Annotated in this window: 15 protein-coding genes; 7 read left to right on the top strand and 8 right to left on the bottom strand. The window is 45.5% G+C overall.

Annotation, left to right across the window (positions count from 1 at the left end; translation table 11 throughout):
- Window positions 1–5 precede the first annotated feature (5 nt).
- The 4 genes from JW881_20065 to JW881_20050 all read right to left on the bottom strand — a co-directional run bounded on the left by JW881_20065 (window position 6) and on the right by JW881_20050 (window position 4,891).
- Window positions 6–1,583 (bottom strand): HEAT repeat domain-containing protein, encoded by a 1,578-nt coding sequence (locus JW881_20065; GenBank protein MBN1699822.1) that lies wholly within the window; start codon window positions 1,581–1,583, stop codon window positions 6–8.
- A 56-nt stretch (window positions 1,584–1,639) separates the two neighbouring features.
- A complete protein-coding gene (locus JW881_20060) occupies window positions 1,640–3,529 on the bottom strand; it encodes a response regulator (GenBank protein MBN1699821.1) in 1,890 nt (629 codons plus the stop codon).
- Between the two features lie 388 nt (window positions 3,530–3,917).
- Window positions 3,918–4,451, bottom strand: a complete 534-nt coding sequence (locus JW881_20055; GenBank protein ID MBN1699820.1) for an adenine phosphoribosyltransferase — start codon at window positions 4,449–4,451, stop codon at window positions 3,918–3,920.
- Window positions 4,448–4,891, bottom strand: coding sequence for a flavodoxin family protein (locus tag JW881_20050; protein MBN1699819.1), 444 nt, complete (start codon window positions 4,889–4,891; stop codon window positions 4,448–4,450). Before JW881_20050 ends, JW881_20055 begins: the two co-directional genes overlap by 4 nt.
- Before the next feature lie 252 nt (window positions 4,892–5,143).
- On the opposite strand from JW881_20050, the gene JW881_20045 reads away from it, so the two are divergent.
- From JW881_20045 to JW881_20035, 3 genes are all read left to right on the top strand, one after another.
- Window positions 5,144–6,106, top strand: coding sequence for a P-loop NTPase (locus JW881_20045; GenBank protein MBN1699818.1), 963 nt, complete (start codon window positions 5,144–5,146; stop codon window positions 6,104–6,106).
- Window positions 6,107–6,390: 284 nt separating this feature from the next.
- Window positions 6,391–7,398 (top strand): aldolase catalytic domain-containing protein, encoded by a 1,008-nt coding sequence (locus tag JW881_20040; GenBank protein MBN1699817.1) that lies wholly within the window; start codon window positions 6,391–6,393, stop codon window positions 7,396–7,398.
- 4 nt (window positions 7,399–7,402) lie between these two features.
- Window positions 7,403–8,212, top strand: coding sequence for an undecaprenyl-diphosphate phosphatase (locus JW881_20035; protein MBN1699816.1), 810 nt, complete (start codon window positions 7,403–7,405; stop codon window positions 8,210–8,212).
- Window positions 8,213–8,458: 246 nt separating this feature from the next.
- On the opposite strand, the gene JW881_20030 is transcribed toward JW881_20035, so the two are convergent.
- Entirely contained in the window at window positions 8,459–8,644 is a 186-nt protein-coding gene (locus JW881_20030; protein ID MBN1699815.1) for a ferredoxin, read from the bottom strand.
- A 729-nt stretch (window positions 8,645–9,373) separates the two neighbouring features.
- Here JW881_20030 and JW881_20025 point away from each other — a divergent pair.
- From JW881_20025 to JW881_20015, 3 genes are all read left to right on the top strand, one after another.
- Window positions 9,374–11,164 (top strand): DNA translocase FtsK, encoded by a 1,791-nt coding sequence (locus JW881_20025; GenBank protein ID MBN1699814.1) that lies wholly within the window; start codon window positions 9,374–9,376, stop codon window positions 11,162–11,164.
- Between the two features lie 158 nt (window positions 11,165–11,322).
- Complete coding sequence (locus JW881_20020) at window positions 11,323–11,766, top strand: hypothetical protein (GenBank protein MBN1699813.1); 444 nt, start codon at window positions 11,323–11,325, stop codon at window positions 11,764–11,766.
- Window positions 11,767–11,839: 73 nt separating this feature from the next.
- Entirely contained in the window at window positions 11,840–12,778 is a 939-nt protein-coding gene (locus JW881_20015; protein ID MBN1699812.1) for a LamG domain-containing protein, read from the top strand.
- A 40-nt stretch (window positions 12,779–12,818) separates the two neighbouring features.
- Here JW881_20015 and JW881_20010 read toward each other — a convergent pair whose 3' ends face one another.
- Both JW881_20010 and JW881_20005 read right to left on the bottom strand, forming a co-directional pair.
- Window positions 12,819–13,304, bottom strand: coding sequence for a hypothetical protein (locus JW881_20010; GenBank protein MBN1699811.1), 486 nt, complete (start codon window positions 13,302–13,304; stop codon window positions 12,819–12,821).
- On the bottom strand, window positions 13,291–13,863 hold the full coding sequence (locus tag JW881_20005; GenBank protein MBN1699810.1) for an AAA family ATPase: 573 nt from the start codon (window positions 13,861–13,863) through the stop codon (window positions 13,291–13,293). Before JW881_20005 ends, JW881_20010 begins: the two co-directional genes overlap by 14 nt.
- Before the next feature lie 218 nt (window positions 13,864–14,081).
- Here JW881_20005 and JW881_20000 point away from each other — a divergent pair, with 218 nt between their 5' ends.
- The gene (locus JW881_20000) at window positions 14,082–14,903 is read left to right on the top strand and encodes a hypothetical protein (protein ID MBN1699809.1); all 822 of its coding nucleotides are present in this window, start codon (window positions 14,082–14,084) and stop codon (window positions 14,901–14,903) included.
- Here JW881_20000 and JW881_19995 read toward each other — a convergent pair.
- Window positions 14,900–15,607 carry a LysE family transporter gene (locus JW881_19995; GenBank protein ID MBN1699808.1) on the bottom strand — a complete coding sequence of 236 codons (708 nt, stop codon included), beginning with the start codon at window positions 15,605–15,607 and terminating at the stop codon, window positions 14,900–14,902. The genes JW881_20000 and JW881_19995 overlap by 4 nt on opposite strands.
- Window positions 15,608–15,644: the final 37 nt, after the last annotated feature.

Below are 15,644 nucleotides of genomic sequence, written 5' to 3'. Positions count from 1 at the left end.
GGCAGTCAGTCCGTCTTTTCCTCCCCGGTAAAACTCAGCGTTCCGGTCTCCGGCGTTTCGATATCACTCAAGGCACCTTTGATATCGTCTTTCTCCGAAAGTGAAAGCCACCCGTCGTGTTTTTCCTTTAATGTTTCCTTTATTTCTTTGATGGCAAGAAGGGCCTTTCGCCTGAGCCAGCGTTCAATATCGGTCTGTCCGGAAAATCGCCTGAGGGCGTTAATCGCTTCCTTTGTCCCGCATGCGGCGAGCGCCTCGATAATCACGTTACACAGCAACGGGTCATTGCTGTTCAGCAATTCCTTTACGAGAAAACCTGATGCGCGCCGGTCCCCGAAGTCCTTCAGTGTAGCGATAATGGCGGCTTTGAACTCGTGATTGATACTGATCTTTTGATAATATTGTATCAAAGCCGGCACACATGACCTTCCCTCTATCATAACAATCGCATGCAGGGCCTGCTTCCGTATTGAAAGGGAAGTCCTGAGAAGATGGTCGTAGAGAAGGGGCAGCCCCTTTTTACCGAGATAAAAAGCGGCCATGATTCTGACCAGCGGGGATTCGTCATGACAGCACGTTCGCAGCACTTCTTCACGGTCATACTTCATCAACCCCCTCTTTTCGGAAAGGGAAACGAGTTCTTTTATGCAGGCCTTTTTGAGTGAGACATTGTCGCTTTCGGAAATTATTTTCACAAGCATGGTTTCAATCGTCGTTTTACGCACATTTTCCAGTTCTCTTGAGTGAAGAAGCGCTTCCGGGCATGTCTCCCTGAAGGATAAGCTGCACTCGAGTATTGTTTTCACAAGCAAATCTTCACTATTGTGATACGAAGCCGCCTGCTGTCCCGCAATACGGGACAGCTTTTCCAAAAATTCCTTCTTGACGCCCGGATCGCTTGAGTCAAAGATATTCCCGATGATTTTCTCCTCCATGACATCGCATGACGAAAATATCCGGTCGATCCTGAGAAGGTTATCCGTGAGGGTGACGAGCAGTTTTTTGTGAGAAAAAAGGAGGTCGAGTGCGACCGACACGCTGAGACGGGAGGGGGAAAGTTCAAAAAATGACGTGTCGCCCCCGATCCCGCACAACAACTCCCTGAACGGCTGATCGAGGAGAAGCCGTGCAAAAAAATCATACCTGGAATAGACGAAAAACAGCGAATCGAAATTCCGGTCACCGGTTCTTACCAAACTCATGTGTTCGGGGGGCGTGAAGGATTTTCTCCTTACGATATAAAGGGGATACGGGGTTTTTGGCGTCAATGTAACGATACACCGATGCCCTCCTTCCTCGTATCCGACATCGATCGCGACGGACACCGGGCCGATGTCCGACTGTTTCAGGAAAGGAAAGGTATCATTTTTCTCACCGATATTGAGTCTGTTGATAGTAAAATGATCCGCGAACTGTAAAAGTATTGCCCTGAAATCGTTTAAAGAAACCTGATGTGAAAGGGATGGTTCGGTTTCATTCCTTTTTTTATCCGAAAGCCTATTTTTTCTGTCCCGGGCGACCGACACCGCCAGGATGATACCGCAGGAAATGCAGCCGAACAAAATGTAAAGAATCGTTTCCATTACAAATAAACCATTGCCGGAAGCCGATACGTTTTCATGCAATCGACAGCCATCGTTTATCTCAGTTTCCGCAGTATTCTGTTAAAATCTTCGATCTCGTATGGTTTCGTAATCACCGCACAAAAGCCGTATACCTGGTAATTCTGTATGATGGGATCATTGGAATAACCACTCGATACGACGGCCTTCACTTTTGGATCGATTTCCAGAAGCTTTTGAATGGTATCGATCGCCCCAAGCCCGAAATTGACCGTCAGATCAAGAAATACAACAGAAAAGGGATTGCCGTTTTCCTTCGCCTTTTTATACAGCTCAACCGCCTCGAGTCCATGCCGTGCAAATTCGACCTCAAAGCCGAGGTGGTTGAGAATTTTCCCGGCTATAATCCTCACCAGCTCGTGATCGTCCATGACCAGAACCCTTTTCCCGATATGCTGTTTATTATTCGACGCTTCATCACGCGGGATTCTTTCCTTTATCGCAGGCAGATAGATATAAAAAACCGTTCCATCGTCTTTTCCCGATTCAGCGATAATGGTACCGCCATGGTTTTTGACAATCGAATATGCCGAGGCGATATCAATACTCTCTTTGCGTTTCTCGATGGAGAAATTCGGATTGAACATGCTCTCGAGCTGTTCTCCGGGCATCAGCACATCATGCTCCCTTATCTCTATCCGTATATATATACCGGGATCAAGCGGAACAAGGGTTTTCTCGTCGATGACGACATTTTCCGCTTTTACAATTATTTTCCCTTCCCTGGCGAAAAGCGACATAGCCTTCTTCATCATACGATCGATTGCCTGTGAAATAAGGGCTTCGTTTGCTTCAATCCGACGGAGGTCATCGGCAAAATCGATTTCAAATTCAACTCTGGCATTTCGCGATGATGAGGCGATAATGGAATCCATCACCTTTTTTACATCCATCTCTTTTTTTGCGGGTTCGCCTCTTTTTGAAAACATGAGTAATTGCGTCGACAATCCCTTCGCTTTCTTTGCCGCGATTTCCGCCTCTTCGATACCTTCCTTAAATTCCGCTTTCACCCCCCCGCCCTGCTTTACCAGTTCGATATTGCCGAGGATGACGGTAAGAAGGTTATTGAACTCATGTCCGATGCTGCCCGCGAGTTCCGCGAGAGATTGAAGCCGTTGGGTTTTCATCAGTTCTTTTTGCAGCCGTCTTTCCTCCGTCATATCACGCAAGATGACGACTGTCCCGATTATCGAGCCTTTATCGTCCTTTATGGGTGAAGTGCTGCACAATATGTTTTCTCTTTTTTTATCCCGCGACAGCAGAAAAAGATTTTCCAGAACAATCGTCGTATCTTCTTCTATGGTTTGCCTGACGGGATAGACATTCATCTCTTCTCCCCGCTCGTATACCAGAACAAGCACATCATCAATATGTTTGCCCATCGCCTCATCCTGACTCCAGCCCGTGATGTTTTCCGCAAAAGGATTTAAAAATGTAATATACCCTTTTAAATCGGTTGTAATGACCGCATCGCTGATGCTTCTCAAGGTAACGGCAAGGAATTCTTCCCTGTCCTTGAGAAAGGATTCGATTTTCTGTTTATAAAGGGCCATCTCGATCGTGGAATGCAGTTCCTTTCTATTAAACGGTTTGATGATATAACCGCTTGGTTCGGTCCGTTTTGCCCTCATTAGGGTATGGTCATCCGCATACGCGGTCACATAGATAATGGGGACATTATAGGTTTCATGGATAATAGAAGCCGCCTCGATACCATCCATATTACCCTTCAGCCTGATATCCATGAGGATAAGATCGGGTTTCCGCTGTCCCGTACGTTCTATTGCGTCCTTGCCGGAATCGACAATATCGATTACCGTATAACCCATTTCCTCGAGAGATTCCTGCAAATCCTTGGCGACAAGATAGATATCTTCAACAATCAGGATTCTTGCTCTTCCTCCCATAAGCGCCTCCCTCATGATTTTCTGCTCCCCTTAAGTGTAATCCATGTTTATTGTAATGTCAATTTTATCAGTATTCTTTCTTGTTTTGATAAATTGGATAATTCATGCGCTGATCCCGGAAAAACATTACGGTGCGTTCCTCCTGTCGTGAAAACGACAGACATTCGGTAACGCGGTTTTTTCCCATCACATGGTTTCCCTGATTAATTGCCGTTCACACGGTCGAGTGTTCGAATGACGGGGATAAAACTCGCGAGAAAGAAGCCTTTTGCCTCTGCCTCTTTCTCAACAATCAACGTATTTTTCATTCGGCAGGTTAATTGCACGTATACCGGATAAATATCCCTAAACGCTCAACCATATGAGGAAAATCCGCATATGGAATGTCTTATTCTCCATGATAGTCAATGAGTGTCGTGATACGGTATCCTGCAAGAAGCTCCTCGTATTTGAGAAACGGAAGCCCGACAACACCAAAAATTTCGGCGACTGTTCCCCCTCCCTTTTTAAGGAGTTCGATCGTTCCTTTGAGTGTTCCGCCCGTGGCAATGAGATCATCGATCAACAGAAACCGCATTCCCGGTCTCACATCGCTTTTATGTACCTCAACCGTATCAACACCGTATTCGAGACTGATATCGACAGCATATGTCTCACCGGGTAGTTTTCCCTTTTTTCGGATAATGAGCAGGGGAAGACCGAGTCTGTTTGCCAGTGGCGATGCAAAAATGAAACCCCGCGATTCAATTGCGGCAATCGCGGTAATGTCCGATCCTCTGTACAATCCCTCCATTCTGTCAATGCAATAATTGAATGCTTCCGGATTGATGAGGATACTGGTAATATCGTAAAAAAGTATACCCTTTTTTGGAAAATCCGGAATTTTCCTGATGGCTGCATCGAGATCATATTCCTGTTTCATGTTGACCCTTTCTTGATATATGTTTGAATAATAGTATGTACCCAGTCTTTTATCACTTTCGTATCGATCCTTCCGTTTTTGAAACATAATCCCCGCTCGATCAATGTGATATCCGAATCGCCAAGCGCTTGCGATAAGAAATCTGTCGTTTCTTCAGAATCAAAAGTAAATACACCGGCGATCCGGCCTGCGAGATTGATCCCCTTCAAGGCCCTGATAATTTCAGTAAAATCGGAATGTACCGGTTTTTTATCTTCTTTTTTCGACCCGAGAATGACGATATTACCGACTGCCAGATCGGGCATATGCGCATCGCGCGCTTCCTTGATTACGACATCGAATTTTTCATTGACAAATGTGCTTTTTATTGCGACTGCCGACTTCTGTACCAGTTCGTCATCCGGCGCAAAAATAATGACAACTTTCTTTTCTTCTGACATTATAAATTTCCTTACCGTTAAGGTTGTTCTATTTTGATTGTCGGAATAAATGCTTCGATAGTTCACAATGATAAAACAAAACATAGCGGGAAAGAATATACCGCCAATCACCGGATATTAACAGAAAGAATTTAGAGTGTCAATGAGTAAAAATACGGTCCGCAAAACAGGCGGTTTTCCAGTGTTACGACGATACCCGTCATTGAAAAATCCTTGATTTTCACCATTGAATAAAATAAGATTTAAAGTGATATGACGACAATTCTTCCTGTTGCAAGCGGAAAAGGAGGGACCGGAAAAACCATTTTTTCCGCGAATCTCGGCGTCACACTCGCACAAATGAGAAAAACCGTCGTCCTTATCGATCTCGATCTCGGCGGATCAAACCTGCATACGTGTCTCGGCATACAGAACAGCAATCCGGGAATCGGCGATCTCATTTATAAAAAGGAAAACAACCTCTCGGCGCTTCTTTTCAAGACCGATATCGACCGTCTTTTTTTTATTCCCGGTGACTCCCTGCTTACCGGTACCGCAAATCTTGATTACGCGTCCAAACGGAAAATCATTAAGCAGATACACGCACTTGAAGCGGACTTTATCGTTCTCGATCTCGGTTCCGGTTCAACCTTTAATACGATCGATTTTTTCCTGACTTCCTCAAACGGCATCATTGTTACCACTCCGGAGACAACGGCTATTCTCAATGCATATTCCTTTCTTAAAACCGCCCTCTTCCGGCTTCTCTACCGGAGTTTTCCCGCGAAAAGCAGCGAAAGGGAATCGATATTCCGTTTTCTGACAAGCAGGATAGAAGGAACCCACATCTCCTTTCGATCACTTATCGATGAATTGAAACAGGCCAACCCCGCATCCGGCACAACGGTGGAAAACCAGATAGCCGGTTTGAGACCGAAAATTATCATCAATATGGTGACATCCAAAAACGATCTCGCTATCGGTTCAAAATTACGGCAAATCACCCTGATGAATCTCCTTTTAACACTTGAATACATCGGTTTTTTACAGAAAAATCAGGATGTGGGTATGTCGGTGATAAGGAGAAAGCCCGCTGTTCTGATCGCACCCGATTGTTCATATTCGCTATCCATCCGTGCTATTGCGGAAAAACTCATATCTTCCTCGCGTTTTCAGGTCCCCGCGCTTTACGAATCGGACGAGGATATCGAAGAACTCCGGTCGAAACTCCATTGACATGGTGAGTAAAAACCCGACTGTCAAGGAACTTCTCCGAATGCGGCGGTATTTATAATAAAATAAAACGGAACATCCGGACACGCTGTATTTTCGTTCAAAGGAAACGGCGATAGCGTTCCATTAAGATTGACATAATTCAAAAATAATGATATTGTTTTCACTCTTCAACGAATGGTTCTTTGATTTCGAAGAAAAAAATTTTGTCGCTTAAGTAAAAGCAAAAAAAAACATAACATACCACGTAAATTAAACGGTATGGTTTAAAAATGAATGGAGGTCACATGTCAAAGGAAATCAATGAGAATCCACAGATACTCAGGGACAGTGAGGGATGGATTACCTACCGACCTGAAATTAAAGTACTCGACTGCACGATCCGTGACGGCGGACTCATGAACGACCATAAGTTTGAAAACGGTTTTATTAAATCTGTGTATCAGACCTGCGTGGAAGCGGGGATTGATTATATGGAACTCGGTTATAAAGCGGACAAGAAAATTTTCGCACCATCGACTTACGGAAACTGGAAATTCTGCGACGAAGACGATATCAGGAAAATAGTCGGGGAAAACAACACGGGGCTTAAACTCTCGGTAATGGCGGATGCGGAAAGAACGGATTACCATACGGATATTCTGCCGAAATCGGAGAGTGTCGTCGATATGATAAGGGTGGCGACATATATTCATCAGATACCCACCGCTATTGAAATAATCATCGATGCCCATGAAAAAGGATATGAAACCACCGTCAATCTCATGGCCATTTCAACCGTGCAGGAACGCGAACTCGATGCGGGTCTCGATGCACTTTCCCGGACGCCTGTCGGGACCATCTATCTTGTCGACAGTTTCGGCTCGCTTTACCACGAACAGATTCAATATCTGACACGGAAATATATGCGGTACGCACAACCCGGAGGAAAGCATGTGGGAATTCATGCCCATAACAATCAGCAACTCGCCTATGCCAACACAATTACCGCGGTCATCGAAGGCGCGAACCTGCTCGACGCCACCATCGACGGCATGGGACGAGGCGCGGGTAATTGCGCGCTTGAGCTTTTAATCGGTTTCCTGCACAATCCGAAGTTCCATCTCAGACCCATTCTTAAATGCCTGCAGGAGGAAGTACGTCCTCTTCAGAAACAGCTGAGATGGGGCTGTGAAGTCCCCTATATGATTACGGGCCAGCTGAACCAGCACCCGAGGGCGGCAATGAAATTCCTTGCCAGTGACGATCGGGAAAAATATGTTCAATTCTACGATTCGGTGATGGAAGAAGAGTAAATCAATGGATATCGTGCAATCGATAATTCTTGGTGCACTTCAGGGTGTGACGGAGTTTATCCCTGTTTCGAGTTCCGGCCACCTTTTGGTTTTGAGAACGTTCATGGGACTGGAGGAAATTCCCGTACTTTTCGATATACTGCTTCATGTCCCTACGCTTCTGGCGATTGTCATCGTTTTCAGAAAAAAAATAATCGAACTCGCTGCCGCCGTCCCGCCCCTCATTGAAGCCCTGATTAAGCATGAAAAAGCCCCCCAAAAAGAAAGGGAGGCGGGGAGACTCATTTCGGTCCTCCTCGTTGCCACCGCGGCAACCGCCCTGCTCGGTGCCGGAATAGAAAAATTAAAGGATTATATTCCCGTGACGCCAAAAATAAGCGGTATTCTTTTTATTATAACAGGACTTATTCTGATAGCAACAAGGTTCATGCATGGTAACAAAGAATATAATCAGATCGGTATCAGGGAAGGTATAGTGACGGGGATCGGACAGGGAATCGGTGTTTTGCCGGGAATATCACGCTCCGGCATCACCATCGCGGCTTCACTCTTTTCGGGAATGAAACGGGAGAATGCAGGGGAATATTCCTTTCTCCTGGCGATACCGGCTATACTCGGAGCACTCCTTCTTAAAATGAACGAGGCCGGCAGCATGCATATCGCCCCTCACGTCCTGGTAATCTCGCTCCTGGTAAGCTTCGTAACCGGATTGCTCTCACTGATTTTATTGATTCGGCTTGTAAAAAAATCCCGGCTTTACTTTTTCAGTATCTATCTTATTCCTGCGGGAGTTCTCACCATCATCTTCGCCTGACCCGGGTCACACACCGATGACTAATAAACCCGTACCCGGTTAACATCCAGCCAAAATCAGATTTATATCACGGGCAGCGGTTCATTACCATAAGAAGACCACCTCCTTCGGAGGTGGTTCACAGGACATTCTCTTTATTATGATAAAGGCTTTTTCAAATTCTCCGGTATGTTTTATTAAAAATCCACCTGGTTTGCAGGTGGATTTTTACTACCGTGATTCGTTCTCGAAAGAATACTCGATTCCTTATCCGATGATAATCGCCTCTACAGGACAATTATCAGCAGCATCCTTGACATCATCTTCGAGATCTGACGGAACTTCCGCCTTGATGACTTCTGCCAGATCGTCTCCCATTTTAAAGACATCCGGCACACTATCCGCGCACAGACCGCAGCCGGTGCATGCGCTATCGTCAATTTTAACCGTCATACAATATTCTCCTTGGATTCAAGCTTTGTATTATTGAGGACTACCCTCATTATTTGACGATATAATAAAAAAAAAACGAATAAATGTCAAACGCAAATAAAAATATATTGCCGGGACAAATCGGAATATGACAAACTACCTATTCAGGTCGAGATAAAAACAAACCGATATTCATATAAGGAGAACACTGTGAAAGAAAAACCGTCTCGTTTTGCTCTTATAATAGCCGCTATCTTCGTCCTTCTCGGCTCTTACCTCCTTCTTACACTCTTCTTCTCGTTTTTCAAGGATACCTTTTTGCCCGATTACCGGCATGTGCTGCTGCTTCCCGGTACGTTCCTGTCGTCCCGCTTTTTCCTTGCAGCATTTTATATCCCCTTTTTTCTTTTTGCCGGTGCGATCATTATCGGCAAACGGCCTTTCAGCTACCGGCGTCTCGTGACGCTCCTGCTTACTGTTCTGCCATTCATCACATTCACAGTGTTTCTCTGCGTGATTTCTCCTCAAAAAGTCCTGGGTAACTACCTTTCACACCATATCAGAAGTAATTTTGGAGACATACCCGGCGGGATACTTCTCCTTTTTCTCTTTCTATGCGAGATTTTCCTAATCTATACGTACGCAAGAAAACCCGCTGATGAAAATCAGGCCGCAATAAAGCCCCAAAAAAAAGGAAAAGCATCCGTCAATAACAAAAAGCCGTATCAAATCGAAAACGGTGAAGAACTCATGTCCGAAGCGGTACGGCGAAAGTTTATCCTCGACCTGCACCGGAGGAAGCGGGCATCGAAAGAGCTTTATCCCGGTGACGGGAATACCCTGGTGGAAAAGCATCCTTCCGCCTCAGGCGACATCGCTGACAGGGAACAGGTCACCAATCGAAACAATGCAGCCCGGTTCCTGCTGCCGGTTCCCGAACAACTGCCGCAGGCGAACGCCCCGGACGAATCGGTGCAGATCGAAACAGAGGATATGGATCAGCCGCTCGTTGTCCCCGATGCCATCGATGAAAAGCAGAACCGTGAAGAAGAATATCCCCAGGATATCACCCCAAACACGAAGTCTTCATCCAAAACAGGGGACAATGCAGCAAAACGGTCGAATAAACCATACAGAATGCCGGTAAACGGGCTGCTCAAGGATTACAAAGACAGCTCCTACCGCGCGATCGACGATGAGACCCGCTCTGCCGGCCGGATCCTTATGGAAACCCTGAACGAGTTCAAGATTACCGCCGAAGTGACGGGGATTCGAAGAGGCCCCGTTATCACCATGTTTGAAATACTTCCCGCGCCGGGAGTAAAACTCTCTAAAATCGTCAATCTCGCCGATAACATCGCGCTTCGACTCGCGGCGTCCCGGGTACGTATCGTGGCGCCGATACCGGGCAAGCATGCCGTCGGGATCGAGGTTCCCAATAAAAAGCGCGCCATCGTCTCCTTTAAGGAACTCATCTCCCTCGAACAGTTTTATGCAAAAAAATACAAATTGCCGATTGTCGTGGGCAAGGATATCGCGGGGGAAGCGAAAATCATCGATTTGAGTCAGACCCCGCATCTTCTCATTGCGGGGGCAACAGGATCTGGGAAATCGGTCTGTGTCAATTCCATTATATGTTCTCTGCTTTACCGGCATTCACCGGATGAAGTAAAAATCATGCTGATCGATCCGAAGATTATCGAACTCAAGTTCTACAACGATATTCCCCATCTCCTTACCCCGGTTATCACCAATCCCAGGCGGGCATTTCAGGCGCTTCAGTACTGCATCTGCGAAATGGAACACCGGTATTCACTGCTCGATTCCATCGGTGTCAGGGACATCGAATCATTCAACAATAAAATCACGAAAAAGAAGCTGACCGTTTCAAAGCTTCCCTATATCGTCATCGTTATCGATGAGTTCGCCGATTTTATCGCCACAACCGGAAAGGAAATGGAAGCAACCATTGCCCGGCTTGCGGCCATGTCCCGTGCAGTCGGCATACACCTCGTACTTGCCACACAACGGCCTTCGGTGGAAGTGATTACCGGTCTCATAAAGGCGAACTTTCCCTCACGCATCGCGTTCATGGTCGCAAGCAAATTCGATTCCCGGATTATCATCGATTCGGTGGGCGCGGAAAAACTCCTGGGCAAAGGCGACATGCTGCTCACTACCGCATGGAATCCGATCCCCACGCGAATACAGGGGGCCTTCCTTTCAGAAGAAGAAGTCGAAGCTATTGCGGCCTGCGCCAGATCATTCGGTGAACCGGACTACATCGACGAGGAAATTTTTATCGAGGAGGAAGACGAGGAATCGATACAGATTGGAGGTCCCGATCCCCTTATGGAAAAAGCGCTCGATATCGTTATCGCGAAGGGAAAGGCGTCGGCTTCATTTTTGCAGCGGCGGCTGAAAATAGGGTACAACAGGGCGGCAAGGCTTATCGAAGAATTGGAGATGCGGGGTATCGTCGGTCCCCAGAACGGAAGCAAACCGCGAGAACTGCTTCATATACCGGATAAAAAGCAATAGCCTCACATGCCGTCGTTTCTCGTGGCGGGATAAACCACGTCGAATTGCGTTAATTGCTCATAATCATTTGCCTTTTTTTTCAATTATAAGTACTTTTTGTAAGGTTTTCTAAAAATACGAACATAAAAAAAGACGGTGCTTTCAATAAGGAGGGCGTATTGGAACAGTTAAAAACCTGGCTGCGTTCTTTTTTTTTCATGCTTGAAAAGGAATATAACGATAAAAAGGATTGTATCACTTCTATTCTGGAACAATGCGGAAGATCGTGCGCCGAAAGTTGCGGCATCGACGATGTGGTGCATGAAATAAAAAAAAATATTCCCCCCAATTCTCCGATCGAAGAAATTATCGACCTGATGAACGGAATGGGGCTATGGGATGGAACGCTTTCGGTGACCGGCAACCGGATTACCGGATATTACCATGAATGCTGTTGTCCGATAAGAAAGGCGGGATACGTTTCCTCTCCACTTTTCTGTCAATGCACGAAAGGCTGGACAAAAGCGGTCTTCGAAAACATCTTCAACCGGGAGGTGGAAGTGCGGCTCGAAACGACAATAGCTTCGGGCGGCGATGCCTGCAAAATCACGGTTATCACCTAAACCGCACTTCACACACAGCGCATTATCCGAACCTCCGTCCCTCCCCTTTACTTCATTCCCACGGTATGATACTATGATGATCATGAAAATTCCGGTATGGATACTCATTTGCACGACATTGAGCGCATCTTTCTGTTTTGCGGACACACTCGAATTGACAAACGGGGATACAATAACGGGAACGATAGTCAGTATGGACGAGGAGAAGGTCATCGTTCAGACCGATTATGGTCTGCTTCAAATCAGGCGTGAATATATAAAGGAGGGAATATTTACATCAAACGGAGAAGGGATGTCCGGGCAGAATATGGAAAACAATCCTATAGAAGGCTCCGGCACGGAAAAACCCGCGAATCCGCCGGTACGGGGACTTATCGGTGAGTTTCTTTTTAACGGCAACCTCCTGGATACTTCAGGCCATAGCGACATACTGTTAAATGTCAATAATACCGGATTCGGTAAAGGAGCCGATAATAGTGAAAAATCGGCAATCGAGGCGGACGGTACCGGGAAATACCTTTTTACTTCATCCCTCAAGGAATTCGATGAATGTCATTCGTTTTCAATCTCTCTCTGGGTTTATATTCGTAACAGTACGAAATCTCAGTATCTAATCTCCAAATGGGCATCGTCTTCCGGCGAAAAAGCGGAAGGAAAAGTCGCACTTAACATCAAAGTTCCGGCAATCAGGTGTTTCGTCGTGGATGCAGAGGGATATCATCATAATCTCCATGTCGCAGAGGCCATAAAACAGGAACAGTGGCAGCATATCGTCGTCATCTGTGACATGGGCGAACTGCGTCTGTATGTCGACAACAAACTATACGGAAAAAAACAATATTCATTTACGCGTCTCAAGAAGGACAACGCTCCTCTTTATATTTTAACGGCTAAAGCGAACAACGCCCGGACATGGTCGTACTATAATTGCGACGGACTTATTGATTCGTTACGAATCTATGACAGGATGCTTTCTGAAGCGGAAATCGCGGCACTATACGCCGAATTTTAGGCCGGAGGGCCGGCATTGACGCGATCAACGATTCCGGGGGTCACCGTTTGAAGGTTTCTTCAAAACGATGGATCATTTCCTTCATATTGAGTTCGATAAATGTGTCATCTTCTTTCTGCACAACGGTTCGCATGATCCCCGCATTGATAATCATTTTTGTGCAAAGAAGACATGGCTCTATACCGCAGAGTTTCCCTGTTTTGGCATCGACCCCAGACAGATAAAGGGTCGCACCGAATGTTCTGTCCCTCCCGGCATGAATAATCGCATTCTGTTCGGCGTGGACGCTTCTGCACATTTCGTAGCGTTCACCGGAAGGTATCTTTTTTTCTTCCCTGAAACACCACCCCGCAGAAAGTGAATCCATGCATCCCCTCGGCGCCCCGTTATATCCGGTCGATACGATCGCATCGTTCTTTACGATGACCGCCCCGAATTTCCTTCGAAGACAGGTCGCCCGCATCGCGATATCCTTTGCGATATGGAGGTAATACAAATCCTTGGAAATACGTTTATTTTCCATCATCCACTTCCTCCATTCTTTTTTTAAGATCTTCTTCCGATGATTCATTGATGATCATGATATCCGCCATGGCGATCGGACCGCCTTTTTCGATATTCTCGATTTCAGCATAATCCCTTGCCCGCGCCTCTTCCCTGGCAAGCGGACGCATCCGCGTGTCACTGTCTGCCGGATCCCGCTGGCGGCGTTCAAGCCGTTCATAGCGTATTTCAGGTGCGGCATGGATACAAACCACATTCATCATCGCACCGAACTTTTCTTTTAGAATCCTGTACTCACTCCATGAGTACAGACCGTCTATAATCACATTGCCCTTTTTTACGGCAGCGTCAATACGGGGAAGCGAGAGAATGGCGAAAGCCCCCATTCCGTATATTTTCCGCAGGGATTCCCGCATTTCTTTCTCGTTTGCCGGAGTAATCTCCAAGCCATTTTCTTTCAATTTATCGATCGTGATCTGGCCGAATCGAATATAATGCCAACCCCTCTCCTTAAGAACGTCACAGGCGACCGATTTTCCCGCGCCGCACATGCCGACTATTGCCATGATTCTATTATCCATACGCTTTTCCTCGATACATCCCCCTTTCATATGTAGCGTGACATTTTTTCTTTGTCAAGCGCCGTGAGAAAAACCGTGAGGCTTCGATATTTTCAGATTATTATCAAAGGGAACAAATATACTCCCTTTTATACAGGGTTGAATTTTCGGCCGCTTCTCTATATGATTATAAGGAATAAAAAAGTCAAGAATGAGATGGAAAGAATACAGGTGACGTTTTGGCAGATAAAGTAATACGTATTAATCCTCTTGATTGTATCGCCAATTTATTGATCGCTTATTATAAACCGATACAATTGATAGAGCATAAATACAAGACAAAAGTGATCGCTATCGGTCTTCTCAAAATCGCCCAATTTGCCGATGCGATATACCTCGACCCATATAAAGAAAGGCTGGTAAGTTACAAAAGCCTTATCAAGGATCATACCGATCATTTCAAGATGGCCGAGTATATAACCATTAATATCTTCTCCGATATCCTGAATACCCTTTTTATAAATTATCTGAAGGCAAATACGAAAAAAGACGCCCAGCTCCTTGACCAGCTTATTATAATCCTCAACGCACAATATGAAAATCGGGCACAGGCTTTGATTCATTCCGTTCGAACGGGATTTATTCAGAAATACAGAAAAATGAGTGAAAAACGATTATTGGCCCATTTCCTTATGAAAAAATATCTCAATAAGTCGGAAAATTACGACCTGCTTGCCGCAATGATTGTCAAACGGTGCCTTATCGGTGTTACACAGGAGGAAGTCGAAAAGAGAATCGCCTCATCGGTTTATAATTATTATATTTATGGAATTTATTCACGTGTCGAGGTAACGAATATCTATAATATTACCTTTCAAACGCCATACGGTATCCAGCCCATGAAATATTTTACAAAAATTCAATCTCTTGCCCGCTCCATCATTAATACCGTAGAAGAGAATAAAACGACGGTTAATTTTTTCGGGAAAATATTCGATCCATTCATAGATATAGAAAAACTCTTCAGTAAATGCCCCAATATCACACTCATGTATTATTAAAGCGGCTGGAGTGAAATCTGAAAAATCGATGTAATACCAAGATACACCCCAAAACCGACAAGAAATAAGGCACAACAGCCGAGAATCCCGTAATATACCTTTTTATTGATATACCGTCCGCCTAAAAAGGCAAGCATGGATACGGGAACATAACAGGCGAGATCACCGGCCTCGTGACCTGCAAAAAATGCGAGTATGGATTGCCAGTTTTCCAGAGAAATATTGTACTTGATGAGAAATGCGGAACCGATTGACGCCCACCACATCCACCAATACGGATTACTCATTGAAATCACCACCCCGCCTATAATGGGATTTTTTAATAACGCCGGTTTCTTTTCACTATTGTTTTGCTGAAGAACATCGGTATTCTCCGTGAAATCTGTCGGAATTTTCCCTTTTATAAGATTGATGATGATGGAAACGCCGCAGTAGATCAAAAAAAGGCATCCTGCCAAACTTACAATAAACCTGATAACCGCATTTCCGAGAATATAGGAAAATCCTGAAAGTAATGCGATGAGAATCGCGGATTCAAGAATCGCATGACCGGTTATCACCCAGAGGCCTGTAAGAAAGCCGTGCTTTTTCTGTTCTACTGATTTCATTATCGTATAGGTAAGCAGTGGTCCCGGGACGAGAGCACCGGTCAGGGCGGTGAGGAACGATAAAGAAAACACTATCCAAAATAGCTGAATCGTCATTTTTTCGACCTCCGTCCCCACTCTATACGTTCACACT

Source organism: Spirochaetales bacterium, assembly GCA_016930085.1.
GTDB lineage: Bacteria > Spirochaetota > Spirochaetia > SZUA-6 > JAFGRV01 > JAFGHO01.
This window is presented reverse-complemented; position numbering and strand designations above follow the sequence as displayed.

Bases quoted from the DNA above. Each gene is read 5' to 3' on its own strand.
- JW881_20065 (MBN1699822.1), bottom strand. From the start codon at position 1,583: ATGGAAACGATTCTTTACATTTTGTTCGGCTGCATTTCCTGCGGTATC.
- JW881_20060 (MBN1699821.1), bottom strand. From the start codon at position 3,529: ATGGGAGGAAGAGCAAGAATCCTGATTGTTGAAGATATCTATCTTGTC.
- JW881_20055 (MBN1699820.1), bottom strand. From the start codon at position 4,451: ATGAAACAGGAATATGATCTCGATGCAGCCATCAGGAAAATTCCGGAT.
- JW881_20050 (MBN1699819.1), bottom strand. From the start codon at position 4,891: ATGTCAGAAGAAAAGAAAGTTGTCATTATTTTTGCGCCGGATGACGAA.
- JW881_20045 (MBN1699818.1), top strand. From the start codon at position 5,144: ATGACGACAATTCTTCCTGTTGCAAGCGGAAAAGGAGGGACCGGAAAA.
- JW881_20040 (MBN1699817.1), top strand. From the start codon at position 6,391: ATGTCAAAGGAAATCAATGAGAATCCACAGATACTCAGGGACAGTGAG.
- JW881_20035 (MBN1699816.1), top strand. From the start codon at position 7,403: ATGGATATCGTGCAATCGATAATTCTTGGTGCACTTCAGGGTGTGACG.
- JW881_20030 (MBN1699815.1), bottom strand. From the start codon at position 8,644: ATGACGGTTAAAATTGACGATAGCGCATGCACCGGCTGCGGTCTGTGC.
- JW881_20025 (MBN1699814.1), top strand. From the start codon at position 9,374: ATGTCCGAAGCGGTACGGCGAAAGTTTATCCTCGACCTGCACCGGAGG.
- JW881_20015 (MBN1699812.1), top strand. From the start codon at position 11,840: ATGATGATCATGAAAATTCCGGTATGGATACTCATTTGCACGACATTG.
- JW881_20010 (MBN1699811.1), bottom strand. From the start codon at position 13,304: ATGATGGAAAATAAACGTATTTCCAAGGATTTGTATTACCTCCATATC.
- JW881_20005 (MBN1699810.1), bottom strand. From the start codon at position 13,863: ATGGATAATAGAATCATGGCAATAGTCGGCATGTGCGGCGCGGGAAAA.
- JW881_19995 (MBN1699808.1), bottom strand. From the start codon at position 15,607: ATGACGATTCAGCTATTTTGGATAGTGTTTTCTTTATCGTTCCTCACC.